Origin of the sequence: Thalassospira sp. CH_XMU1420-2 (genome assembly GCF_037029325.1) — a bacterium.
Taxonomy (GTDB): Bacteria; Pseudomonadota; Alphaproteobacteria; order Rhodospirillales; family Thalassospiraceae; genus Thalassospira; species Thalassospira povalilytica.
The window spans coordinates 766,115-789,164 of the sequence record NZ_JAYMEG010000002.1 but is presented as its reverse complement, the minus strand read 5'-3'; the positions used below and the strand labels follow the sequence as shown (position 1 = coordinate 789,164).

At 56.3% G+C, this 23,050-nt stretch carries 19 protein-coding genes; 2 read left to right on the top strand and 17 right to left on the bottom strand.

Annotation, left to right across the window (positions count from 1 at the left end; all coding sequences use genetic code 11):
* Positions 1-8: 8 nt before the first annotated feature.
* From WA429_RS08300 to hutI, 17 genes are all read right to left on the bottom strand, one after another.
* Positions 9-1,484: an NAD-dependent succinate-semialdehyde dehydrogenase gene (locus WA429_RS08300; RefSeq protein ID WP_287465396.1), complete on the bottom strand. Its 1,476-nt coding sequence runs from the start codon at positions 1,482-1,484 to the stop codon at positions 9-11.
* 18 nt (positions 1,485-1,502) lie between these two features.
* Positions 1,503-2,657, bottom strand: a complete 1,155-nt coding sequence (locus tag WA429_RS08295; protein ID WP_250280412.1) for an iron-containing alcohol dehydrogenase — start codon at positions 2,655-2,657, stop codon at positions 1,503-1,505.
* A 48-nt stretch (positions 2,658-2,705) separates the two neighbouring features.
* Positions 2,706-3,368 carry an ABC transporter ATP-binding protein gene (locus WA429_RS08290; RefSeq protein ID WP_068518370.1) on the bottom strand — a complete coding sequence of 221 codons (663 nt, stop codon included), beginning with the start codon at positions 3,366-3,368 and terminating at the stop codon, positions 2,706-2,708.
* A complete protein-coding gene (locus WA429_RS08285; RefSeq protein WP_114113099.1) occupies positions 3,365-4,141 on the bottom strand; it encodes an ABC transporter ATP-binding protein in 777 nt (258 codons plus the stop codon). Before WA429_RS08285 ends, WA429_RS08290 begins: the two co-directional genes overlap by 4 nt.
* A complete protein-coding gene (locus WA429_RS08280) occupies positions 4,138-5,085 on the bottom strand; it encodes a branched-chain amino acid ABC transporter permease (protein WP_250280411.1) in 948 nt (315 codons plus the stop codon). The genes WA429_RS08285 and WA429_RS08280 overlap by 4 nt, the downstream gene beginning before the upstream one ends.
* A 1-nt stretch (position 5,086) precedes the next feature.
* Complete coding sequence (locus tag WA429_RS08275; RefSeq protein WP_068518373.1) at positions 5,087-5,986, bottom strand: branched-chain amino acid ABC transporter permease; 900 nt, start codon at positions 5,984-5,986, stop codon at positions 5,087-5,089.
* A 94-nt stretch (positions 5,987-6,080) separates the two neighbouring features.
* On the bottom strand, positions 6,081-7,394 hold the full coding sequence (locus WA429_RS08270) for an ABC transporter substrate-binding protein (protein WP_068518374.1): 1,314 nt from the start codon (positions 7,392-7,394) through the stop codon (positions 6,081-6,083).
* Positions 7,395-7,415: 21 nt separating this feature from the next.
* Entirely contained in the window at positions 7,416-8,753 is a 1,338-nt protein-coding gene (locus WA429_RS08265; RefSeq protein ID WP_250280410.1) for an ABC transporter substrate-binding protein, read from the bottom strand.
* Positions 8,754-8,997: 244 nt separating this feature from the next.
* Positions 8,998-10,368 (bottom strand): sigma-54-dependent transcriptional regulator, encoded by a 1,371-nt coding sequence (locus WA429_RS08260; RefSeq protein ID WP_287465397.1) that lies wholly within the window; start codon positions 10,366-10,368, stop codon positions 8,998-9,000.
* Positions 10,337-11,842, bottom strand: coding sequence for a sensor histidine kinase (locus WA429_RS08255; RefSeq protein ID WP_287465398.1), 1,506 nt, complete (start codon positions 11,840-11,842; stop codon positions 10,337-10,339). Before WA429_RS08255 ends, WA429_RS08260 begins: the two co-directional genes overlap by 32 nt.
* 420 nt (positions 11,843-12,262) lie before the next feature.
* Positions 12,263-13,810, bottom strand: coding sequence for a TRAP transporter large permease (locus WA429_RS08250; RefSeq protein WP_114113091.1), 1,548 nt, complete (start codon positions 13,808-13,810; stop codon positions 12,263-12,265).
* Entirely contained in the window at positions 13,810-14,331 is a 522-nt protein-coding gene (locus WA429_RS08245) for a TRAP transporter small permease subunit (RefSeq protein WP_101247174.1), read from the bottom strand. Before WA429_RS08245 ends, WA429_RS08250 begins: the two co-directional genes overlap by 1 nt.
* A 67-nt stretch (positions 14,332-14,398) precedes the next feature.
* A complete protein-coding gene (locus WA429_RS08240; RefSeq protein WP_287465399.1) occupies positions 14,399-15,493 on the bottom strand; it encodes a TRAP transporter substrate-binding protein in 1,095 nt (364 codons plus the stop codon).
* 77 nt (positions 15,494-15,570) lie between these two features.
* Entirely contained in the window at positions 15,571-17,247 is a 1,677-nt protein-coding gene (gene hutU, locus WA429_RS08235) for a urocanate hydratase (RefSeq protein WP_206928194.1), read from the bottom strand.
* Positions 17,244-18,047, bottom strand: a complete 804-nt coding sequence (gene hutG, locus WA429_RS08230; RefSeq protein WP_287465401.1) for an N-formylglutamate deformylase — start codon at positions 18,045-18,047, stop codon at positions 17,244-17,246. The genes hutU and hutG overlap by 4 nt, the downstream gene beginning before the upstream one ends.
* Position 18,048: 1 nt before the next feature.
* Entirely contained in the window at positions 18,049-19,590 is a 1,542-nt protein-coding gene (hutH, locus tag WA429_RS08225) for a histidine ammonia-lyase (protein ID WP_287465403.1), read from the bottom strand.
* Between the two features lie 43 nt (positions 19,591-19,633).
* Entirely contained in the window at positions 19,634-20,845 is a 1,212-nt protein-coding gene (hutI, locus tag WA429_RS08220; RefSeq protein WP_287465404.1) for an imidazolonepropionase, read from the bottom strand.
* 81 nt (positions 20,846-20,926) lie between these two features.
* Between hutI and WA429_RS08215 the strand changes: the two genes are divergently transcribed.
* Together WA429_RS08215 and WA429_RS08210 are read left to right on the top strand one after the other, a co-directional pair.
* The gene (locus WA429_RS08215) at positions 20,927-22,303 is read left to right on the top strand and encodes a formimidoylglutamate deiminase (RefSeq protein ID WP_287465406.1); all 1,377 of its coding nucleotides are present in this window, start codon (positions 20,927-20,929) and stop codon (positions 22,301-22,303) included.
* Positions 22,300-23,001 (top strand): GntR family transcriptional regulator, encoded by a 702-nt coding sequence (locus tag WA429_RS08210; protein WP_101247167.1) that lies wholly within the window; start codon positions 22,300-22,302, stop codon positions 22,999-23,001. Before WA429_RS08215 ends, WA429_RS08210 begins: the two co-directional genes overlap by 4 nt.
* Positions 23,002-23,050 lie beyond the last annotated feature (49 nt).

Genomic DNA, 23,050 nt, shown 5'->3' with positions numbered 1-23,050 from the left:
ATCCGGGATCAGTTGGCATTCCCGGCGAGACCGCCGAGGCACATATATTTAATCTCGACGAAATCATCGACGCCGTATTTTGACCCTTCGCGGCCGATGCCGGATTCCTTGACCCCGCCAAACGGTGCTGATTCGGTCGAAATGATGCCTTCGTTGATGCCGACGATGCCGTATTCAAGCTCCTCGCCAACCCGCCAGATGCGGCCGATATCACGGGCATAGAAATAGGCCGCCAGACCAAATGGCGTGTCATTGGCCATCCGAATGGCGTCTTCTTCACTGCTGAATTTGAACAGCGGTGCAACCGGACCAAAGATTTCCTCGGAGAAAATCCGCATATCCGACGTAACCCCGGTCAGAATGGTCGGGGTAAAGAAGTTGCTGTCGGGCTTGGCCCGATCACCACCCAGAACAGCCCTTGCCCCACGAGAAACCGCGTCTTCGACCAGTGCTTCGACCTTTTCGATTGCCTTGGCATTGATCAGCGGACCTTGGGTAACTCCTTCTTCGGTGCCCAAACCGACACGCAGTTTACCAACGGCCTCGGCCAGTTTGGCGGCAAAGACGTCATAGACACCTTCCTGAACCAGAATGCGGTTGGCACAGACGCAGGTCTGCCCGGCATTGCGGTATTTCGAGGCAATTGCGCCTGCAACCGCCGCATCCAGATCTGCATCGTCAAAGACAATAAACGGCGCGTTACCGCCAAGCTCCAGGCTGACTTTTTTGACGGTATCAGAACATTGACGCATCAAAAGTTTGCCGACCTGCGTGGAGCCGGTGAAGGACAGTTTGCGCACGATCGGGTTGGCAGTCAGTTCACCACCGATTTCAGCACCATGTGATGCGGTGACGATATTGACTACGCCATCGGGGAACCCGGCGCGTTTGGCCAGTTCGACCAGTGCAAGCGCGGTCAGCGGGGTATCTTCTGCCGGTTTGATGACGACCGTGCAACCCGCGGCAAGGGCCGGGGCGCATTTGCGCGTGATCATGGCCATCGGAAAGTTCCATGGCGTGATCGCGGCAACAACACCGATTGGCTGTTTGACGGTGATGATGCGTTTGTCCGCCCCATGTGACGGGATAACATCGCCATAGATGCGCTTGCCTTCTTCGGCAAACCATTCAAGGAAGGACGCACCATAGGCGACTTCGCCGGATGCCTCTGCCAGGGGTTTGCCCTGTTCGCGGGTCATCAGCAATGCAAGGTCGGCCTGGGCCGCCATGCAGAGATCAAACCATTTGCGCAGCACATTTGTGCGTTCCTTGGCGGTTTTGGCCCGCCACGCCGGAAGGGCGGCATTGGCGGCATCAATCGCACGGCGGGTTTCGGCGGCACCCATATCGGGCACATCGGCAAGATGTTCGCCGGTGGCCGGGTCAACAACCGCAAAGGTCTTGCCGCTGTCGGATGCGACCCATTGGCCGTCGATATGCCCCTGGGTTTGCCAAAGGCCAGTATCATTTAGCTGGATGGTCATGGTGGCTATTCCTTTTCGTTACAGCACGGCGGCATAGATCGCGCGTGCGGCGTCGAACGTCATTTCACGCGGATTGTTGATCAAAAGGCGTTCCACCTTCATCGCATCGGTTGCCAGCATGTCGAGATCGCTTTCCGCCACGCCGACTTCGCGCAAGGTGCGGCTGAACGGCATGCGTTCGACCATGTCGGTCATGAAAGTAATGAAGCGATCACAGGCAGCATCGTCATTTGCGAACTTTTCATCCGGCAGAATGGCGCGGGCGAGTTCGGCGTATTGAGATACGGCCGCATCCCGGTTGAATTTCAAAACTTCGATCAGGACCAGCGCATTACTGTGTCCATGCGGAACATGGAAATGCCCGCCTAGAGGATAGGCAAGGGCATGAACAGCCGCCACCGGGGCATTGGCAAAGGCCATTCCGGCCAGCATGGACCCCTGAAGCATGGCTTCACGCGCTTCGCGTGACGGGGTGGCAGAAACCGCATCATCGATATGGGCGGTCATCAGCTGCATCGCGCGGATGGCAAGTCCGTCCGACAGGGCGTTTTTCTTGTGCTTGGTGGTGTAGGCCTCGATGGCGTGCACCATTGCGTCGATGCCGGTCATGCCCGTGATCGAGGCCGGAAGGCCCATGGTCAGTTTGGCATCAAGCAGTGCAACATCGGGATAAAGCAGGCTGGACACGACACCCTTTTTCTCGTGCGTCGGTGTGGTGACAATCGAAATCGGGGTGACTTCCGAACCGGTGCCAGCCGTGGTCGGCACCTGAATAAGCGGCAGGCGCGGACCCGTCGCCAGACCGATGCCATAGATCTCGTCAAGTTTCTGATCCTTGCCACACAGAAGGGCGACCAGTTTTGCGGTATCAAGCGATGAACCGCCACCCAGGCCGATGACGATATCGGCCTTGAAGTCACGGGCACCTTTGACCGCGGCAAGAATGCTTTCCTCGGGCGGGTCTGCCTGAACATCAGTCCAGAGCAGGGTTTCAATCCCGGCTTCTTTAAGTGCTGCGTAAGGGGCGTCGATCAGACCAACCTTCTGCAAGCCCGGATCGGACAGGAGAACGGCGCGTTTCGCGCCGAACTCCTTGCACAGGGTGCCGAGTTGCAAGGCACCGTCGAACTCGCAAATGACGCGAGGGGTTGTTTCAAACACAAAGTCTGACATGGGGAACCTCGTCTTTTGACTTGTTTGTTGTGGTGGCTGTCATTGGGATCAGGCGGTTTCCTGTTCAGCCTTGGAAACGGTGCCACGTTCGATGCGATAACTGCCCGCCACCAAATCGGCAGAGTGGGTGTCATCGGACTCAGAAATCAGGACACAAAGGCCACTGCTGCCGAGATCAGAAATGACTTCCGACAAACGGCGTGACAGCACCGGTGCGACCCCTTCGAACGGTTCATCAAGCAACAGAAGATTACGACCGGGCATCAATGCACGCCCGAGCGAGACCAGTTTCTGCTGACCACCGGAAAGTTGAAGCGCACGGCGATCCCGGAACTGGGCGATTTCGGGCAGCAGGTCATAGACCCATTTCAACCGTTCCGCAGCGTCTGCAATACCGTTGGTCCAGGCCGGAAGAAGAATGTTTTCCTCGACCGTCAGTGACGGGATCAGACGGCGATCTTCGGGCATATAGCTGATGCCGGTTTTGGCACGGGCGAAATCAGGCTGCTTGCGCAGGTCCTGACCATCAAAGGTGATGGTGCCCTGATCTGCATCCAGAAGGCCCATGATGGCGCGCATCAGGGTGGTCTTGCCCGCCCCGTTATGGCCGATCAGGCCAAACATCTTGCCGGACGGTACTGAAAGCGAGACATCACGCAGGATCGGAATATTGCCGATCGAAACATCGAGATTGCGAATTTCCAGGGTCATGATGCGCCATTCCCTTGTTTGATGGTGGGACGATGGCCGGTCACAAGATCGCGGACCTGCTGATCGGCGAGAACTGCCGCAGGTTCGCCATCGGCAATGATTTCGCCGCTATAGAACGCCAGAACGCGCGAGACATAGCGTTCGACCACATCCATGTCATGTTCGACAAACAGAACGGTAACGCCATGCTGACGCACGGCGTTCATGACCGTATCCATCAGGCCGGTTTTTTCATCCATGCTGACGCCGCTGGTTGGCTCATCAAGCAACAGCATCTGTGGATTGCCGATCAATGCCATAGCGATATCAACCAGTTTACGCGCCCCCTGCGGGACGGCGGTCACCATTGAATCGCGATAGTTTGCGACACCGAATTCCTTGAGGATTTCCTCAGCCCTTGCGATGCGTGCATCGCTGCGAAGGGGGCTCAGGAAACTCGGTCGGGCGCTTTCGGCCGCAGCCAGCGCAACAATCAGATTGTCGAGCACGGTCATTTCGGGGAACAGCTGAGCGACCTGGAAAGAACGTGCCATTCCAGCACGTGTGATGGCACGCGGAGAATGCCCCATGATCGACTTGCCATTAAACAGGATCTCGCCCCGGGTCGGCTTGAGATAACCCGTCACCATGTTGATGAAGGTCGTCTTGCCGGCTCCGTTGGAGCCGATCACACCAACGACTTCACCCTTGTTGATCTGAACGTTCAAATCCTTTGCGGCGATGACCGCGCCGAATTCCTTGTTCAGCGAACGTGTTTCAAGAATGCAGGTCATGCCCGTTCTCCTGTTTTTTCACGGCTGACCAGGCTCCACAGCCCTTTGGGCAGGAAGATAATGACCGCAAGCAGCGTGAAACCGAGGATCATCTGCCAGGTATGAGGTACGAATTCGATGGCGTATGTCCGCACGAACGAGAAGACGATGGCGGCAATAAATGGTGCAGCCACGTGGCCCAAACCACCCAAAAGCGCGATGAAGACAAATTCGCCCGACGTGGTCCAATAGGCCATCTCCGGATCAACGTGGCCGGTCGCCAGGGCCGTCAGACCGCCACCAAGGGCCGATACCGCCGCCGCAGCAACATAGTTGCCATAAAGCAACCAGCGCGGTGACAGACCGAGATATTCAACACGGACTTCATTTTCGCGAACAGCTTCGCAAATGACGCCAATGCCTGCCTTGGTGTAACGATGGATCAGAACTGCAACGATCAGACCGGCAATGACAGTCATGGTAAAGACGGTGTGCTGGCTGCCAGCACCGGCTTCGGGAGCCCAGCCGAACAGGGTCCAGTCATGAACGTTAAAGCCGTCCGTACTTCCCAGTTCCTGGCTTTTGACAAGGATGCCAAACAGGATCATCGAAAATGCCAGCGACAGCATGGCAAAAAAGATTTCGCGATAGCGCGTTAGTAACAGACCCAACAGCATTGCGATGATAATCGCGACAAACATGCCAAGTGACAGGGCGGCAATCGCATCATGAATGCCAAAGAACTGGCCGCCCATGCCGACAGTATAGCCGCCGATGCAATAGAAAAGCCCCTGGCCGAAGGATACAAGGCCGGAACGCATCTGCATGACGACACCCTGCACGACAAGTGCCTTGGCCAGTGCGATGGTCAAAAGGAAGATCAGCCAACCCGGCGAAACGAAGCCGAACAGAACGCAGCCAAGTGCGATCAGCCCGAGCGAGATTTCAGTTTTATCAAGACGCATGTCAGATTTTCCTCGCCAAAGTACGGCCAAACAGGCCTTCGGGACGGAACGCCAGAACCAGCGACATCACGCCATAAATGACGAACAGTTCGAATTCAGGAGCGTAGTGAACAGCGGCCGCACGACTCAGTCCGACCAGAAGGGCGCCGACTGCAGCACCACCAATGCTGCCAAGGCCGCCAATCACCACCACAGCAAAGGCCAGAACAATCACTTCAATACCTATGCCCGGTACTACCGAGATCGCAGGTGCGGTCAATGCACCGGCAAGTGCGCCCAGCGTGGTGCCCAGAACAAAGGTGATGGTGAACATCAGCTTCACGTTTACGCCCATGGCAACCGCGATTTCGCGGTCATGGATCACCGCACGCAGGACTTTGCCCTGGTTGGTGCGTTCAAGCCATGCCCACAGGCCAAGCCCAAGAAGTGCGGATACTCCGACCAGGGCGACGTCGTAATTTGAAACCTTAAGCAAACCGAGCGAAGTGCGCCCAAGTTCGGAATAAGGCTGGTATGCGAAATACGGGCTGACACCCCAGACGATTTTCATACCGTCTTCAAGGATCAGAAGAAGGGCATAGGTAATGATCACCATCAGGATTTCGTCGCGGCCATACATGAGGCGCAGCAATCCGCGTTCGATAATCACACCGACAATCAGGCCGGCAACCAGCGCGGCACCAACAAGCATCAAATAACTGACCCATGCCGGGCCGATGCCGTTGTTGAAATACCAGCCAACCAGTGACGCTGCTGAATAGGCGCCGATGGCATAAAAGCTGCCATGCGCCATGTTCAGGATGCGCATCACCCCGTAAATCACGGTCAGGCCGGCAGCCACAAGAAACAGCCACGATGCATAGATCGAGCCATCAATCAGGACGGCAAGAAGACTTGTCATCACAAATATCCAGTGTGCAGGGAAAGGGGCGGACATCCCAAGGGAAAAGGGATGCCCGCTGGATCAGGAAGCTCAGTGAAACAGAGCGTGCAGCTTAGTTACACTTCGCGCCCGGGAAGCCGTCTGCGATCCAGTCCGCAGCCGCAACACCTTCGGGCGGAGTTACGCATTCGCCATCAAACGAAACAGCGTTCTTGATTGATGCAACGCCGTCTTCGTAGTGATATTCACCATAGGTAATACCCTGCATGGCCTGATGGCCATTGCCGCGCGCCATCTCAACCGTACCTGAAACCGATTCAAAGGTTGCACCTTTCATCGCAGCAGAAAGTTGCTCTGCTGACGGGATTTCTTTGTCGGCGACACCGGCGTTCTCGGCGGCATATTTCAGACCAAGGATCGCCTGTGCCATCTTGGTTGCCGGATAGACAGGCTCAATGTCATAGGCGTTTTGATAGACACCCTTGAACCAGGTGTTCAGTTCGTTATCCGGGGCAAACTGGCCGAACGGGCCACGAGCACCGATGATCATGCCGTTCGGGGCCTGATCTTTGTAGGTGGCAAACGATGCTTCTCCGCAAGTCAGAAGACCGGTTGCATCTTCAAGCAGGCCACGGGCATTTGCCTGAAGAACCAGTGCTTCCATGTCGCCACCCCAGAAGGAGCTGTGAACGATTTCCGGGCGCTTCACGGACAGGGCAGAGATTTCAGCGCCGTACTGGCCCTGATAGATTTTCGGGAACTGTTCTTCGACGATTTCGGCTTCGGGCAGGAGCGCAGATGCGGCCGCGGTGAAGTCAGCCCAGCTGTCCTGACCCCACGAATAGTTCTGCTGGATGCCGGCAAGACGGGTAACGTCCGGGCGGGTCGCGGCCAGATAACGAACTGCGCCGATATTATCGACCGATGCGTCAAGACCGGTCCGGAACATGTATTGTGCATCCGGGTTATCGGCAAACAGACGGGGAGTACCGCAATCATATGCGATGGTGAAGGTTTTCAGTTCTTCGGCAACTGGTGCGATTGCCAGGCAGTCGCCCGACGAAACATAGCCAATGACAGCATCGACTTTTTGCCGCTGAACAAGGTTGCGGTATTCTTCAACCTGCTTGGTCGCACCGCCAGCCTCGTCGATGATGACGGCTTCGATTTCGGCGCCATTGATACCGATCTTGTCGTAAGGTGCAGGCAGGTTGCCCTTGTTCAGTTCTTCAACAAGAACCTTGGCGGCATTAGCCGACGGAACGCCGAACGGGCCAGCTGCCGGACCGGACAGGAAGGTCACGATCCCGACGCGGAATTTGCCGTTTTCAGCGGCCGATGCAGAACCGGCTGCGCCTGCTGCAAGGGCAAGCGCTGCGACGCCCGATACAAGATGTTTGCTGAATTTTGATTTATTGTTCTTCACTATTTCCTCCCTTGGGAAAGGTCATGGAGTTGGCGGTGGAACTGCCTCCGACCCGCCTGCCACGGCATCGCGGCGACGTTTGACCATCTCTTTGGATGGCTTGAGGTCTTCGGCATCGTAGATCGCCCAATTCCCGACCATCAGTTTCGATGGCGGAAAGTCTTCGTTGTGGACGACCGTGCCCACGGCTTGCGCCTGGACAATCTGGTGAGTTTCGGGGTCGATGTAGGATGCAAATCCCGGCGGATCTTCGGGCAGGGCCAACTGCAATCCTTCAAGGGCGGTAATCAGCGCGCGGTCATCGTCAACACCACCAGCCTTTTCGATGGCACGTGCAATGGCAATGATCCCGGTATAGGCGCCTTCGGCCGCATAAGTCGGATAACGCCCGGTCATGTCGTGAAACTGTTTTACGAACCGCTTGTTCCGGCCCGTTTCGGGCCAGTTATTGTGATGGCGAGCCGAAAGGATCAATCCCGGATAGGGCTGATCACCAAGGGCCATCATCACATCGTAATTGGCGCCTGTGTCGAAATTGGCCAGACGGGTGGTTTCAAAGAACCGGGTTGAGGCTGCCTGTTTGATAAAGGCGATGAAATCCCCGCCCCAAAGGGCGGTTACGACCACGTCGGCTTTTGCTGATTGCAGGGCATTGATGTAGATCGAATAGTCCGGCTCATAGAGCTTTGGCCACAGGTCGCCGACGGTTTCATATTCGACACCCAATTCATCAAGGGCAAGTTGCAGGTCCGTCCAGGAAACATGGCCGTAATCATAATCCGGTCCGACAAAGGCAAGACGTTTCCACCCGGTTTCCTTTTGCAGATCACGTAAATAACGGGCACCGGCTGCCATCGATGTCCAGCTGTCATTGGTGACGCGGAAGTAATAATCGTGGCCTGCCTCGATGCTTAGCCGTGATGATGCATGATCGGTCCCGACCATGATGATTTTTTCAGTCCGGGCCAGGTCGCTTACGGCGTGGGCAACACCAGATGACACTATGCCGCAGAAGAATTTGGCATTGTCATTGGTGATAAAATCCTGCGCCAGACGAACCGCGTAGGATGCCTTTGATCGCGGATCATCTGCGATGACGCGAAGATTGGGTACATCAAGGCCGGATTTGGCTTCGGCTTCAAGGTCCTGAAGTGCGATTTTGATTCCGGAAATACTGTCGCGGCCATATGTGGCCGACCGTCCGGTCATTGGGTACAAACAGCCGATTACAGCATCTGCGTTCTGTGCAGATGCGCCCAGCTCAAAACGTTCTGCCTGCGCGGTGTTGGCCGCAAACAGTACTAACGTGGCAACAATAATGGTGATGCACCCGGAAACCGGGTGTTTGAGCATCTCCATGACTTTCCTCCCTGCGAATGGTTGTTCCATTCGCGTTTGTACCTTTGTCTCGCTATTCCGCAAAGGCTGTGCCAGTTGCGAAATTTCGGCGCAAAGTCAGGAAAGCCGCGCGATTGACCGTTTTGGGCCAAAATCATGGAGCGGTCTTGAGCGCGAATTTGAGCGTTAGGCGCTCAAACAGTAAAACACCCTTGAGCGGAAACCGCTCAAGGGTGCGTCGAAAATGCTTCGGGTTGGGGATAAGTTATTGCAGGCCCAGCCTTTGTAGTCGGCGTTTCAGGGCATGACGTGAAATACCAAGTATTTCTGCCGCACGGCCTTTGTGACCGTCGGCCTGATCAAGCGCATCTTGGACCAGATGACGCTCGGTGTTGTCCATGCGGTCCTGCAATCGCGCATTACCATCCGAAACTCCGGCATGCAGATCATCCGGGTTATCATCCGTAGCGTGGAATTCGGCCGGCAACAGGTCCGGCGAAATCTGTTTGGACGGATAAAGAATGGTCAATCGCTCAATCAGGTTTTTGAGCTCTCGAACATTGCCACGCCAGCGATGATGGCGTAACAGTTCAAGGGTCGCATGGTCAAAGTGGATCGGATGGCACCCTTCGGCTTTGGCCTGATGATCTGCGAAATGATCGACCAAACTGATAATGTCCTCGCCGCGGTGGCGCAGTGCGGGAATATCAATGGTGATGACGTTCAGTCGGTAAAACAGGTCTTCACGGAAATTTCCCTGACGGACTTCTTCCGCAAGGTCGCGGTTGGTCGCGGCAATCACACGCACATCAGCCGATGCGGAATGCTCGCTTCCTACCGGGCGATAGTCTCCGTTTTCAAGGAAGTGCAGAAACTTCGCCTGTAGGGCCAGGGGCAATTCGCCGATTTCATCGAGAAACAGACTGCCGCCATCAGCAAGCCGGACAAGGCCGGTACGTTTCTGATGCGCTCCGGTGTAGGAGCCCTTTTCCGCACCAAACAATTCGCTTTCAATCAGCTGTTCTGGCAGCGCGGCACAGTTGACTTCGATAAAGGCGTTTGAAGCGCGCGGGCTTTCGCCGTGAATGGCGCGCGCAACCAGCGCCTTGCCAGTCCCGGACTCCCCTTGCAGCAGGATACGGCTGGCACTGCTTTGTGCAACGCGGCCGATTGTCGTGCGCAATTCGCGCATCGGCGCACATTCACCGATCAGTCCGTTGGTCGGGACATTGCGCTTGCGGTGGTAATCAAGCTCAAGTGCAGTGCGGTTTTGATCAAGGGTAGTGTTGATCGTATGGATCAACTCATCGAGTTCAAACGGCTTGCTTAGGTAGTCAGCTGCACCGAGTTTGACGGCTTTCACCGCCGCACGGGTATCGCCATGAGCCGAAATCATGATGACGGGCACGTCGATATCAAGTTTGCGGATGCTATCAAGCACCTCCATTCCATCCGCACCGGGCAGGCGCAGATCAAGCAGGATGATATCGAATTTGTTTTCACGGACTTGCAGAAACGCATCTTCTCCGGAATGGACGCCGGTGACATCCATGCCTTCGGTGCGAAGCGCAAAGCTTAGTGATCGGACGAATGATTCTTCATCATCAACGATCAGAATCCTGATCTTGCGAGGCATTTTTCGATGTTTCCTCCTTTGAAGTTTCCGGTTTCGTTGCCGGGAACTTCAATGTGATTGTCGTGCCCTCTTGCGGGGCACTTTCAATATTGATGGTACCGTTATTTGATTCGACCAGTTGTTGACTGATTGTCAGGCCAAGTCCGGTTCCTTTGCTTTTCATGGTAAAAAATGGCTGCACGACGTCAAGTAAATGCTCTTTGGGGATGCCGGCACCATCGTCGGTGATGCGTATTTCTACCTGGTCCTTGTGGCGTTCTGCTCGCAGGCTAACCGTGCCGCCGGGCTGGCATGCCTGAATGGCGTTGATCCCGATATTAAGCAGGATCTGTAACATCTGATCCGGGTCGACAAAGATCGTCAGACGGGAATCGCCACTGGTATAAAATCGGACATGGGCCTCTTCGGCGACCGGGATCAGTACCCGCGATGATTGGCGGAACAAATCACGTATTTCTGTTACCTGGGGGCATGCTTCCCCCGGTCGGCCATAGGCCAGAAGGTCATTCACCACGCGTGACAGGCGATCAATCTGATGACCCATATCATCCAGAAGCGTCTTGCGCTCTCCATCGGGTTCCTTGCGAACAAGGGCCTGAACAGTGGTTTTCATGGTGGCCAGAGGATTGCGGACTTCATGGGCAACGCCGGTGGCAAACTGGCCCAGAACGGCAAGCTTTTCAGCCCGCACCGTACGATCAATCAGGTCCTTAAGTTGCCAGGCCATGGTGTTGAAGGCCTTGGCGACTGTGCTGATTTCATCGCGCCGGCGACCTTCGGGCAGACGATAATAGAGATCACCCGACGCAATACTATGTGCCCCCTGAACAAGCGTATCGACCCGTCGACGCAGGCTGCGTGACAAGGCAAAAAAGATTGCCAGTATAACCACAATGATTACGGCGGCAGTCACCGCGAGCCAGAAACGCGTTTCGTCAATAGGTTGCAGGATAGTGCCCGGTCTAACACTCATCACAAGGTTCCAGCCCGGAAGGATGCTTGGACCTTCGATCAGCTCGCCATTGACTTCGGTGGGGCGTCCGGTTGCATCAAGAACAATGCCACCCGGCGTGCGCAAAAGCGGATCAATCACGCCTGATACCCCGGCACTTGCCAGCAGCTCGGTCAGTGATGCCAGACGGACATGCAGGCCGACAGAGGTGTTCTGCCCCAAACCGGTATCACGGATGTGGGCCCGCATCAAAATCCAGCCGGAATTTCCATTCTCAGGCAATTTGGGACCGATGAATTCAATGCCTTCATGTTCGACCCGCGGAAGGCCGGAAATATCCCAGCCGTTTTTGGACCAGTATGGTGGACCCGATGCTGCTTGCCCGGCGACCAGTCGATCAAGATTATCGTACCAGTCAAAAAACAGGACACCATAAAGGTCGGGAGAATCCGCCTCGACCCGAAGCAGGGTCAGAGCTTCTTCGGCCTGTGGAGAGTTTGGGGCCTCAATGAATGCGGGCATGGCTGGATGGTTTGACAATGTTACCAGCTGATAGATGCGCGTATCGAGAAAAGCGGAGAGCTTGTTTGACGTAGCCGCGACCTGCGCGCTAAGTCTCTCCCCAGTAAGCCGGTCAATCAGTTCGTTGGAAAAACGTTGGTAGAACAGGCTAAGGGCAAGTAGTGCGCATACAACAACGCCGACCGATAGCAATGTATATCGGCCCACAAGGCTCAGACGTTGATTTCGTGACCAATGAAAACCGGACACAAACGAGCTCCCTTACGCTGAATACTCAACGTTTATATTTTATGATGACAGTTCTGACGTAAATGGTGCATGGCAGCAAGTCAAAGCTAGTTGTGTTTGACTCTAAAGCCGGCCAGCATACGAAAAACGCCCGCGGCGTGCCGGGGCGTTTTTGTTTGGATTTGTGCGTGATCAGAACACGACGCTTGGCAGCCAGCGCGCCAGTGATGGCCACAGCCAGATGACGAAGATGCCAAAGACCTGAAGTGCGATAAATGGCACGACACCCTTGTAAATCTGACCGGTAGTGATTTCCGGCGGGGCGGCACTGCGCAGGTAAAACAGCGAGAAGCCAAACGGCGGGGTCAGGAATGATGTCTGCAGGTTGATGGCAATCAGGATCGCCAGCCACACCGGATCGTGGCCCATCATGATCAAGCCCGGCGCAATCAGCGGCAACAGGATGACCGTGATTTCAACGAAATCAAGGAAGAAGCCAAGGATAAAGATCAGTGCCATGCAAAACAGGAGCGCTCCTGTCGGTCCACCTGGCATGGCTTCAAGGATTTCGGCCACATGGTCCTCGCCCCCCAGTCCGATAAACACCAGCGAGAACATGCTGGCGGTCAGAATGGTGGCAAAGATCATCGATGTTACCGTCATGGTCGATGTCAGGGCCGATTTCAGGATATCTGCCTTCCACGCCTGACGCAGACAGGCAAAGATCGCAGCAATGCCAATGATTGCCAGCACAACATAAACCCCGCCCAGCATATAATCGACACCGGTAAGGTCACTGCGCTGGAAACGCACCGGGGCAATCCCCGCCATCACGGCAAGAACCAGAAGCGATATCGTCCCGGCAAGCACCAGTGTGCGATTGGCCCCCTGACGGGCACCGGCCATCAGGATCGCGCCAATTGCGCCCACCGATGCGGCCTCGGTCGGGGTGGCAACCCCGCCAAGGATCGCGCCCAGAACCGCAATGATCAAAAGGATCGGCGGCAAAACAGCGCGGAAAACCTCGCCGATATCGGGGCGGCCATCATCGCTTTGCACCGGTGGCATGTCATCGGGGCGAAACACCCCGCGCAGCAGGATATAAAGGATGTAAATCGCGACTAGCGTCAGGCCCGGCACCAGCGCACCGGCAAAAATCTGACCAACCGAAATGGTTTCGATGGTGAATTTGCCCTGTTCATACTGGGCCTGCTGATAGGCCGATGACATGACGTCAGACAGAATGATCAAAAGCGTCGAAGGCGGGATAATCTGGCCCAGCGTCCCGGCTGTACAGACAAGCCCCGATGCCAGTTTCGGGTTGTATCCCGTGCGCAACATGGTCGGAAGCGCGATCATGCCCATGGCAATCACTGTCGCGCCGACAATCCCGGTCGATGCCGCAAGCAACGCGCCAACCAGAACGACCGAAATGCCAAGCCCGCCGCGCAGCTGGCCGAACAGACGGCCCATGGTATGAAGCAGATCTTCGGCAATGCGTGACCGTTCAAGGATCACACCCATCACGACAAAAAGCGGAATGGCGATCAGAACATCATTGGTCAGCGTCCCGAATACCCGCTGCCCGAATGCGCCCATCAGCCCGATATTCATCGCATCGGTGGCCCAGCCGATATAACCGAAAATGATCGCCACACCTGCGATCGAAAACGAAACGGGGAAACCCAGAAGGATGCAGCCCATCAGGGCGGCGAACATCAAAAGATCAAGATATTCCATCAGCTTTGTGCACCCTGATCGTCAACACCATCGCGCAAGGCAATGATCTGCCTGAGCAAACAGGCAACCGACTGAATAATCAAAAGAATACAAAATGCGGGGATCAGGGATTTCAAAAGCCACACGGCCGGAATGCCGCCCACCGAAATTGCCCCTTCCATCATCGAGATCGAATTGATCACGGATGGCCATGTCCAGTATAGCAGTGCCATCATCGACGGAATGGCAAGAATGGTATAGCCGAATGCGTCAATGCGGGCCTTGGTGCGGTTTTCGGCCCCGGCATAGAAAATATCGACCCGCACATGCCCGTCGACCAAAAGCGTGTATCCCGCGCCAAGCATGAAAAGCCCGGCATGCAGGTACAGAACACTTTCATTCAGTGCAATTGAACTGAAGCCGAAAACATAGCGCAGCAAAACCACGGCAAATTGCAAAAGAACCATGATCAGCGCAAACCAGCGCACTGTCATCCCGGTCCAGTGATTGATCAGATCAAGCCGATCAGCAAGGCGTTGCATCACATCCCCCCGGATACGAAAAGAACCGGCGCAAGGATCGGTATCCTTGCGCCGGGTATCATGTTTATCAGAAGCCGAGCACCTTGGCGCGTGCATTCATCTGACCGTTATCGGCATAGGTCATATAACCACCGATCAGATCACGATATGCGACAAAGCTTTCGGTGACCTTGCGGGTCAGGGCATCGTCGCTTTCGCGCAGTTCGGCAATGACTTCCGCACCGGCCTTGCCCATGGCTTCAACCACATCATCTGGGAGCATGCGGACCTTGACGTCCTGTTCTGCCACCAGTTTCTGCAACGCCATGGCGTGCTTGGTCTCGTACTCGGTCCAGACTTCGTTATAAAGACTGTCACAGGCAAACTTGACCACGGCCTTCAAATCGTCCGGAAGGTCGGCATATGCCTTGGCATTGACCGCGCATTCCTCGGCCGAGGACGGCTCGCCGACACCCGGCCAGTAGTAGTTCTTGGCAACCTGATAGAAGCCAAGGGCGCTGTCGCTCCACGGGCCGATGAATTCACCGGCATCAAGCGCACCGCTTTGCAGCGCCTGGAACATGTCGCGACCCCCCATGGCCTGAACGGCCATGCCCAGTTTCGAGCACATTTCAGACGCCAGACCGGTGGTCCGGAATTTGAGACCCTTAAGGTCGTCAACCGATTTGATTTCATTACGGAACCAGCCAGCCCATTGCGGACCGGAGTTGCCGCACAGGAACGGCTTCAGACCGAACTGGCCATAGATTTCATCATAGAGTTCCTGACCGCCACCATGGGTCAGCCAGCCAACCTGCTCATCTGCACGCAGACCAAATGGCTGCGAACCGAACAGAAGGATGCCTTTGGATTTCGAACCCCAATAGGCCGGAACCGCGTGATAGATATCAGCCGTGCCTTCGGCAACCGCATCAAATACGCCATTGCCCGGTACAAGTTCACCGGCAGCATGCAGTTTGACCTCGATCCGGCCGCCCGAAAGGGTGGTGATACGATCGGCCAGTTTCTGGGCCGCGACCCCCGGCCCGGGCAGGTTTTTCGGCCATGCGGTAACCATGTTCCACTGGCGCTTTTCCTGTGCGATTGCCGGGGTGGCAAAGGTTGCCGCCGCCGCTGCACCAACGCCGGCAACACCGGCCGTCAGAAATTCACGTCTTTTCATGTTAAGGAGCCTCCTTGATTGAACCCTGAAAGGTTTTGAAGGGGCAATCGTCATTGCCCCCGCATTAAGGTTTCTGATTACTTGCCGAGAATACCGGGCAGGTTCAGCCCGTGTTCCCGTGCGCAATCCAGTGCAATGTCATATCCCGCATCGGCGTGACGCATCACACCGGTTGCCGGATCGTTCCAAAGGACGCGTTCAACCCTGCGTGCGGCATCTTCCGTGCCGTCACAGCAAATCACCATGCCGGAATGCTGCGAAAAGCCCATTCCGACACCGCCGCCATGATGCAACGAGACCCAGGTGGCCCCCGATGCGGTATTAAGCAGCGCATTAAGCAACGGCCAGTCACTGACCGCATCCGAGCCATCTTTCATGGCTTCGGTTTCGCGGTTCGGACTTGCGACCGATCCGCTGTCAAGATGGTCGCGACCGATCACCACCGGGGCTTTCAGTTCACCATTCTTGACCATCTCGTTAAATGCCAGACCCAGACGATGGCGCTGACCCAGCCCGACCCAGCAGATCCGTGCCGGAAGGCCCTGGAAGGAAATGCGATCACGCGCCATATCCAGCCAGTTATGAAGGTGTTTGTCGTCGGGGATCAGTTCCTTGACCTTCTGGTCGGTCTTGTAAATGTCTTCCGGATCGCCCGAAAGGGCCGCCCAGCGGAACGGGCCGATGCCCTTGCAGAAGAGCGGGCGGATATAGGCCGGAACAAAGCCCGGGAAGGCAAATGCGTTTTCCAAGCCTTCTTCAAGCGCCATCTGGCGGATATTGTTGCCGTAATCCACGGTCGGAATACCGGCTTCGTGGAAGGCAACCATGGCTTCGACCTGAACGCGCATCGATGCGCGGGCGGCCTTGGCAACCGCCTTGGGATCGGATTCCTGTTTTTCGCGCCATTCGGCAACGGTCCAGCCTTGCGGCAGATACCCATGAACCGGGTCATGGGCCGATGTCTGATCGGTGACGATATCGGGGCGAACGCCGCGTTTGACCAGTTCCGGGAAGACGTCGGCGGCATTGCCGATCAGGGCAACCGATTTTGCCTCGCCCGCCTTGGTCCAGCGGTCGATCATTTCAAGCGCTTCGTCAAGGGAATGGGTTTTTTCATCGACATAGCGGGTACGCAGACGGAAATCGGCACGTGTTTCATCGCATTCAACCGCAAGACAGCACGCACCGGCCATCACGGCTGCCAGCGGCTGTGCGCCACCCATGCCGCCAAGACCACCGGTCAGGATCCATTTGCCCTTAAGGTTGCCGTCATAATGCTGACGACCGGCCTCGACAAAGGTTTCATAGGTGCCCTGAACAATGCCCTGCGATCCGATATAGATCCACGAACCGGCCGTCATCTGGCCATACATCGCCAGACCTTTTTTATCGAGTTCGTTGAAGTGATCCCAGTTTGCCCAATGCGGTACAAGGTTGGAGTTGGCAATCAGAACGCGCGGCGCATCCTTGTGGGTGCGGAAAACGCCAACCGGTTTGCCCGACTGCACCAGAAGGGTCTGGTCGTCTTCAAGTTCCTTGAGGCTGGCAACAATCTGGTCGAAATCCTTCCAGGTGCGCGCCGCACGGCCAATACCGCCATACACCACCAGTTCGTGCGGATTTTCGGCAACGTCGGGATGCAGATTGTTCATCAGCATGCGCATCGGCGCTTCGGTCAGCCAGCTTTTGGCGGTGATGTCGGTTCCGGTTGCCGGATAGATATCACGCTGGTTGTGACGCGGATTGTTGGTCATGACTTGCCTCTTAGTGATGGGGCCAAATCGGCCAGTGTCTTTAGAATGTCGGTAAGATGCGTGCGCAGTTTCGCCGCACGGCCTTGGTCATAGGCCCAGGGTGCTTCCTCGGCCGAAAGGTATGTCGACTGTGCCAGTTCCATCTGGATGGCGTGCTGATTGATGTCGGGGCGGCCGTAATGGCGGGTGGTCCAGCCGCCTTTGAAACGCCCGTTCAAAACGGTGCTATATCCCTCGGCTTGCGAACAGATTTCGGAGGTCAGGGTCTCAATCATCGGATCACATGTTGTGCCCAGATTGGTGCCGATATTGAAATCGGGCAGGGTGCCGTCAAACAGGAACGGGATGTTTGATCGGATCGAATGGCAATCATACAGTATCGCCACACCATGTTTGGCGCGCACCCGTTCAAGTTCGGCTGCCAGTGCGGCGTGATAGGGGGCGTGGAAATTGGCCGCACGGGCGGCAGTATCGGCCTCGGTCGGGGCAATATCCCAGATGTTTTCCCCATCAAAATCGGTCAGCGGCACCAGGGTCGTGGTGTTCTGACCGGGATAAAGACTGACGCCTTCGGGATCGCGGTTGGCATCAATCACATAACGATGAAAGGTTGCACGAACCGTCGTGACATTATCGATCAGCCCGTCATACAGCGTGTGGATATGCCAGTCGGTATCGGCAAGCGCGCGCCCGCGATCATTCAGTTTGGCGGCAATATCATCGGGAACATGGGTGCCGGTATGGGGCAGTCCCAGAACAATGGGGCCATCGCCGCGTTTGATTTCAACGGGATTGGTCATGTTAAGCACCTTCCCCGACTACGAAACCGGACAGTTTGGCAGCCGCAACCAGCGCGCCCCCGGTCACAAGGTCGGCCGCCTTGGCAAGGTCGGGCGCCATATAGCGGTCTTCCTTGACGGTCGGGATATCCTTGCGCACGGTTTTAAGGACGTTCTGAAGACCGGGACTGGTTTTAAGCGGGGCTCGGAATTCAACACCCTGTGCGGCACAGATCAGTTCGACGCCAAGGATATAGGAAAGATTGGCATTCATCTTTGCCAGACGGCGTGCGCCGTGGGCGGCCATCGATACATGGTCTTCCTGATTGGCACTGGTCGGTGTGCTGTCGGTCGAACAGGGATTGGCAAGATGCTTGTTTTCACTCATCAGGGCGGCCGTTGTGACCTCGGCAATCATCAGGCCGGAATTCAGGCCCGGCTCCGGGGTCAGGAACGGCGGCAGATCGTGCGAAAGCGTCGGATCAACCATCAAGGCCACGCGACGCTGGGCAATTGCGCCGATCTCGGCAACGGCAAGGGCGATCTGATCGGCGGCAAAGGCCACCGGTTCGGCGTGGAAGTTGCCACCCGAAACAATGCGACCGTCTTCTTTCAGAACCAGCGGATTATCGGTAACCGCATTGGCTTCGATTTCAAGCGTCTGACCGGCAAAGCGCAGCAAATCCATCGCGGCTCCGGTGACTTGTGGCTGGCAACGGATGCAATAGGGGTCCTGGACGCGGGTATCGCCTTCGCGGTGGCTTTCGCGGATTTCCGAACCCTCCATCAGATCGCGCATCGCACGCGCCACATTGATCTGACCTGGATGACCGCGAAGGGTATGGATTTCATCAACCAGCGGGGCGGTCGAACCCATGATCGCATCGGTCGAAAGTGACGCGGTGACGATGGAACTCGCGGCATTGCGCCATGCCGAAAACAGCCCGACCAATGCACAGGCGGTTGAAAACTGTGTCCCGTTGATCAGGGCAAGGCCTTCTTTCGCACCCAGAACAACCGGGTTCAGACCGGCCTTGGCAAGGGCTTCGGCACCGGGCATGGTTAGGCCATAATAGACCGCTTCGCCCGCACCGATCATGACAGCTGCCATATGGGCCAGCGGGGCCAGATCCCCCGATGCGCCGACCGATCCTTGCGACGGGACAACCGGGGTCACGCCGCTTGCCAGCATGCCTTCGATCAGTTCGATCAGGTCCCAGCGCACACCCGATGCACCACGCCCAAGTGACAGCAATTTCAACGCCATCATCAAGCGTGTCGTGGCGATATCAAGTGGTTCACCCACGCCGCAGCAATGGCTCAGGATCAGGTTGCGCTGAAGGGTTTCTGTATCCTTGGCGGCAATCTTGACCGATGCCAGTTTGCCAAACCCGGTATTGACCCCGTAAACCGCATCCTCGCCTTCGGCAGCGGCACGGACCATGTCGCTGGCGGCCTCAACACCGGCCTTTGCCGACGGATCAAGTTTGACGGCAATCTGGTTGCGCCAGATATTTTCAAGATCGGCAAGCGTTGCTGCGGCGGGTGTCAGGGTTACGGTCATTTTGCATCCTTGTCGAATACAGGTTGTGGGGCGTTTCGTTGTCTTATTCTGCTTTGCGGGCGACGGTTTCGCCGCCGAAAATTCGTTCAAACAGCGGGTTGAACCCGATGCGATAGGAAAGCTCGGCCGGGTGTTCGATATCCCAGATCGCAAGATCGGCACGAAGACCCGCCTTGATCTGTCCGGTATCGGAAAGGCCAAGTGCGGTTGCGGCATGTTTGGTCGCACCGCAAAGTGCCTCTTCCGGGGTCAGGCGGAACAGGGTGCAGGTCATGTTCATGGTCAGAAGGATCGACATCAACGGCGATGTGCCCGGATTGCAGTCGGTGGCAACTGCCATCGGCACGCCGTGTTTGCGAAAATCGGCAATCGGCGGCAATCGGGTTTCATGCAGGGTGTAAAATGCACCGGGCAACAGGACGGCAACCGATCCCGATTTTGCCATCGCCCTGGCGTCGTCTTCGTTGGCATATTCAACATGGTCGATTGAAATCGCACCATATTCGGCGGCCAGTCTGGTGCCGCCGATATTGGAAAGCTGTTCGGCATGGAGCTTGACCGGAATGCCAAGTTCGCGCGCAACGTCAAATACGCGTTTGATCTGATCGGTGTTAAAGGCGATGCCTTCGCAGAACCCGTCAACCGCATCAACCAGTCCTTCTGCGTGGGCTGCGCGCAGGGCGGGGATGCAAACCTCGTCGATGTAACGATCAGGTTCGCCCTTGAATTCGGCCGGGGTCGCATGGGCGCCAAGGAAGGTGGTTTTGATCCGGATCGGACGCAATGTCGCGATTTTGCGGGCCGCACGCAGCATGTTGAGTTCGGTGTCACGATCAAGGCCATAGCCCGATTTGACTTCGATAACCGATACCCCCTCGGCCAGCAGTGCATCAACGCGTGGCAGGGCGGTTTTTACGAGCTGGTCCACATTGGCCTGGCGGGTGGCGGTCACGGTTGAAACAATGCCGCCGCCAGCGCGCGCGATTTCTTCGTAGCTTGCCCCTTCAAGGCGCATTTCAAATTCAACCGCGCGGTTGCCGCCATAAACCACATGGGTATGGCAATCAATCAGGGCCGGGGTAATCAGGCGGCCTTCAAGGTCGCGGGATGCTTGCTCAAGATATTTGGCGGGAACTTCATCATTGCTGCCGACCCAGTCGATCAAGCCGTCCTGAATGGCAATCGCACCACATTCAATCAGTCCGTAGCGATTATCATCCGTGATTGTGACGACTTTTGCATTTCTGAGCAGCATGCGAAGGATCACCCCTTGATAAGTCCGTTATTAACGATAATATGTCTGCACATAATATTTCTGTCAAGACGGGTATGGATTATGACGATTCTTTGGGCAAATCAGGCACTTACCAGTAATGGCTGGGCGCAGGACGTCGCGGTAGAGGTCGATCAATCGGGCAAAATCAGCAATATTAAAGCCGATTCACCCGAACTGGCATCGACCGCCGATCATCGCATCGGGGTTTTGTTGCCCGCTGTCGCCAACCTTCATAGCCATGCCTTTCAACGCTCGATGGCGGGTCTGACCGAAAAACGCGGGCCCGACCCGCGCGATACCTTCTGGACGTGGCGACAATTGATGTTCCGCTTCCTTGATCAGCTGACGCCTGATCATGTCGAAGCGATTGCGGCTTTCGTGCAGATGGAGATGCTGGAGGCCGGTTACGCCAATAATACTGAATTCCATTATCTGCATCACCGTCCGGGCGGGTATTTGTATGACAATATCGGCGAGATGGCCGAACGCGTTGCCGCTGCTGCAAATATTACCGGTATCGGTCTGACGCTTTTGCCGGTTCACTATCAATTCGGGGGCTGTGACAAGCGCCCGCTGGGACCGGGGCAGATCCGGTTTGGCAACGATCCCGAACAGTTCGCCAAATTGTATGAGGAATCGGTTCGCGCGGTTAAAGGTCTGCCCGCCGATACCCGTATCGGTGTGGCCCCCCATTCCTTGCGCGCGGTCGGTCGTGAAGACCTGATTGCGACCACCAAGCTGTCCAAGGATGGCCCGATCCATATGCATCTGGCCGAACAGGTGGCCGAGATCGAAGAAGTCGAAGCATCCTGGGGCAAGCGCCCGGTCGAGTGGCTTCTGGAAAATGCCGATGTGAATGAAAACTGGTGCCTGATCCATTGCACCCAGATGCAGGAACATGAAACCCTTGGCCTGGCAAAGACCGGTGCTGTGGCGGGGCTTTGCCCGATCACTGAAAGCAGCCTTGGCGACGGTATCTTTGACGGTGTGCGTTATCTGGGTGCCGGCGGGGCGATTGGGGTCGGATCGGATTCCAATATCCGGATTTCGCTTTCGGAAGAATTGCGGACACTCGATTACAGTCAGCGCCTGCGCGACAAATCCCGTGCGGCCCTGGCAACACCGGAAAAATCCACCGGTCGGCGTTTGTATGATGCGGTGGCACAGGGCGGCGCACGTGCCGCCGGGCGCGATTGCGGACGGATCGAGATTGGAGCACTGGCCGATCTGATGGCGCTGGATGGCTCGGCTGTTGACCTGATCGGCCGGAAAGGCGATACGATCCTCGATACATATATCTTTGCCGGAGATGATCGCATGGTGCGTGATGTCTGGTCGGCCGGTCGCCATGTCGTGACCGAAGGCCGCCACATCGCCCATGACACGATCACCAACCGGTATCGCAAGGTGATGGAACAACTCAAGGAAGTGGTGTGAGCGCTTCGGAACAGACAAACTGGCAATCGGTCCATGATGAGGTTTTGCGCCGCATCCATACACGCGAATGGAAGCCCGGCGATCAGATCCCCAAGGAAGTCGAACTTGCCGAACAGCTGGGTTGCGCGCGTGCCACGGTGAACCGTGCATTGCGCGAACTGGCCGCCGAAGGATTCCTTGATCGCAGGCGCAAGGCAGGCACACGGGTTGCCACCCATCCGGTCCGCCGTGCAAAGCTTGATATTCCGGTCATTCGTCTTGAGATCGAAGGCCGTGGACAGAAATACGGCTATGGGCTGTTACTGACTGAACGCCGTACGCCGACACCGGAAATCTGCGCCAATCTTGGCGTCAGTGCCAAAAGCGACATGCTCCATATTTCGTCGCTGCATCTGGCCGATGGCAAACCCTATATGTTCGAAGAACGCTGGGTATCGATCGACACCGTTCCGGAAATCGTCGATGCCGATCTGTCAAAGATCAGTGCCAATGAATGGTTGGTTCTGCATGCCCCGTACACCAAGGGGGATATATCATTTTCCGCCGTGCTGGCATCCGAACTGGAAGCAAAGATTTTACGCACCCATGCCGGCGCACCCCTGTTTCTGATGGAACGGACCACTTGGGAAAATGACGCCGGGATCACGTCGGCCAGATTGCTTTTTGCGCCGGGCTACCGCATGCATTCGGCCATCTGATTTGCTGCAAATGCCGGTATCAGTTTCCTTGGTCGTTGCCATTGGCACA

Excerpts from the sequence above, each read along its gene's own strand:
- WA429_RS08290 (WP_068518370.1), bottom strand. The coding sequence starts at position 3,368 with ATGACCCTGGAAATTCGCAATCTCGATGTTTCGATCGGCAATATTCCG.
- WA429_RS08215 (WP_287465406.1), top strand. The coding sequence starts at position 20,927 with ATGACGATTCTTTGGGCAAATCAGGCACTTACCAGTAATGGCTGGGCG.
- WA429_RS08295 (WP_250280412.1), bottom strand. The coding sequence starts at position 2,657 with ATGTCAGACTTTGTGTTTGAAACAACCCCTCGCGTCATTTGCGAGTTC.
- WA429_RS08255 (WP_287465398.1), bottom strand. The coding sequence starts at position 11,842 with ATGCCCGCATTCATTGAGGCCCCAAACTCTCCACAGGCCGAAGAAGCT.
- WA429_RS08240 (WP_287465399.1), bottom strand. The coding sequence starts at position 15,493 with ATGAAAAGACGTGAATTTCTGACGGCCGGTGTTGCCGGCGTTGGTGCA.
- hutH (WP_287465403.1), bottom strand. The coding sequence starts at position 19,590 with ATGACCGTAACCCTGACACCCGCCGCAGCAACGCTTGCCGATCTTGAA.
- WA429_RS08275 (WP_068518373.1), bottom strand. The coding sequence starts at position 5,986 with ATGACAAGTCTTCTTGCCGTCCTGATTGATGGCTCGATCTATGCATCG.
- hutI (WP_287465404.1), bottom strand. The coding sequence starts at position 20,845 with ATGCTGCTCAGAAATGCAAAAGTCGTCACAATCACGGATGATAATCGC.
- WA429_RS08250 (WP_114113091.1), bottom strand. The coding sequence starts at position 13,810 with ATGGAATATCTTGATCTTTTGATGTTCGCCGCCCTGATGGGCTGCATC.
- hutG (WP_287465401.1), bottom strand. The coding sequence starts at position 18,047 with ATGACCAATCCCGTTGAAATCAAACGCGGCGATGGCCCCATTGTTCTG.
- WA429_RS08280 (WP_250280411.1), bottom strand. The coding sequence starts at position 5,085 with ATGCGTCTTGATAAAACTGAAATCTCGCTCGGGCTGATCGCACTTGGC.
- hutU (WP_206928194.1), bottom strand. The coding sequence starts at position 17,247 with ATGACCAACAATCCGCGTCACAACCAGCGTGATATCTATCCGGCAACC.
- WA429_RS08285 (WP_114113099.1), bottom strand. The coding sequence starts at position 4,141 with ATGACCTGCATTCTTGAAACACGTTCGCTGAACAAGGAATTCGGCGCG.
- WA429_RS08300 (WP_287465396.1), bottom strand. The coding sequence starts at position 1,484 with ATGACCATCCAGCTAAATGATACTGGCCTTTGGCAAACCCAGGGGCAT.
- WA429_RS08245 (WP_101247174.1), bottom strand. The coding sequence starts at position 14,331 with ATGCAACGCCTTGCTGATCGGCTTGATCTGATCAATCACTGGACCGGG.
- WA429_RS08260 (WP_287465397.1), bottom strand. The coding sequence starts at position 10,368 with ATGCCTCGCAAGATCAGGATTCTGATCGTTGATGATGAAGAATCATTC.
- WA429_RS08265 (WP_250280410.1), bottom strand. The coding sequence starts at position 8,753 with ATGGAGATGCTCAAACACCCGGTTTCCGGGTGCATCACCATTATTGTT.